This window comes from Fictibacillus aquaticus, from assembly GCF_002245695.1.
Lineage (GTDB): Bacteria > Bacillota > Bacilli > Bacillales > Fictibacillaceae > Fictibacillus > Fictibacillus aquaticus.
Genome location: NZ_NOII01000103.1, coordinates 1 through 1367, shown reverse-complemented (window position 1 = coordinate 1367; position 1367 = coordinate 1). Strand labels below are relative to the sequence as shown.

2 protein-coding genes are annotated in these 1367 nt (G+C 46.8%); both read left to right on the top strand.

The genetic code is table 11. From position 1 onward, the window contains the following. Positions 1-366, top strand: a 366-nt coding sequence (locus CGZ90_RS20250) for a molybdenum cofactor guanylyltransferase (protein ID WP_133063638.1), incomplete at its 5' end; no start/stop codon positions are given. Positions 367-384: 18 nt separating this feature from the next. Beyond that, positions 385-1367 (top strand): GTP 3',8-cyclase MoaA (gene moaA, locus CGZ90_RS20245; RefSeq protein ID WP_133063637.1); only part of this gene is annotated, 983 nt, incomplete at its 3' end.

The following is a 1367-nucleotide window of genomic DNA, read 5'->3' as shown; positions in this document are numbered from 1 at the left end:
CCGCTTGCCGGCATTTACAGCGCCATGCGTGAGGTTGATTCCTCCTGGTATTTTGTTCTTCCATGCGATATGCCTTTGTTGGACTGTGATGCAGCAGGAATTATCGCTTCATTCAGAGATGACGCATACGATGCCGTCATTCCCGAAGCAGACGGCAGATTTCAGCCGCTCGCTGGTTTATACAACAAAAGGATAAAAAATGAGCTGGAAAACCAGCTAGACAGCGGCAGCTATCGGATGATATCACTGCTGAATTCAATCAAACCGCTTATCATAAAAGAAGAGCAGCATAAATTACACCCAGATGTTTTTCAGAACATCAATGATCAAGCTGCTTTAAAGCAGATGATACAGCGCAGGAAGTAAGCAGAAAGGAGGATGGCCATGGAAAACTTAACAGATAAACTAAAAAGACCTCTCCGTGATCTAAGAATCTCTGTGACAGACCGCTGCAATTTCCGCTGTTCATACTGTATGCCGGCCGAGATTTTCGGTAATGATTATCCCTTTCTGGAGAAAAGCCAGCTGCTCAGCTTCGAGGAGATCACACGGCTTGTCAGCATCTTTCAGAAAACAGCAGGTATTCAGAAGGTGCGGATCACAGGCGGAGAGCCGCTCATGAGAAAAGACGTTGATAAGCTGATTGCCATGATTTCGGCGATAGAAGGCATAGATGATATCGCGATGACCACAAATGGATCGCTTCTGCCCGTCTATGCACAGCGCTTGAAAGCTGCTGGTCTCAAGCGTGTGACCGTCAGCCTTGATACACTTCATGACGAACGCTTTAAGGAAATCAACGGCCGTGGCGTGAGCGTGAAAGCTGTGCTGGCTGGAATGGAAGCGGCTGAAAAGGCTGGATTAGGTGTTAAGGTGAACATGGTTGTCCAAAAAGGGATGAACGAAGGAGATATCCTTGAGATGGCTCGCTATTTTAAAGGGACAGGCCGTATTCTCCGTTTTATTGAGTTCATGGACGTCGGCAACTCGAATGGCTGGAACATGGAAAAAGTTTTTTCCAAACAGGACATTTTTAACACTATTCATGCTGAAATGCCACTGCAACCGCTGAAGCCGACCTATCAAGGCGAGGTAGCGACACGATTTCAATATCAAGGAAGCGACGAAGAGATCGGGATCATCTCCTCCATAACGGATGCTTTCTGCAGCAGCTGCAACAGAGCACGCCTTTCTGCTGAAGGTCAGCTGTACACATGCCTTTTTGCGTCAAAAGGGCACGATCTGCGAAGTGTTTTGCGCAAGTCAGAAAACGATGAACACATTATCAGCATACTAAAAGAAATATGGAGTTCCCGTACAGACCGCTATTCGGAGGAGAGAATGCAGAACACAGACAAGCCTAGAAA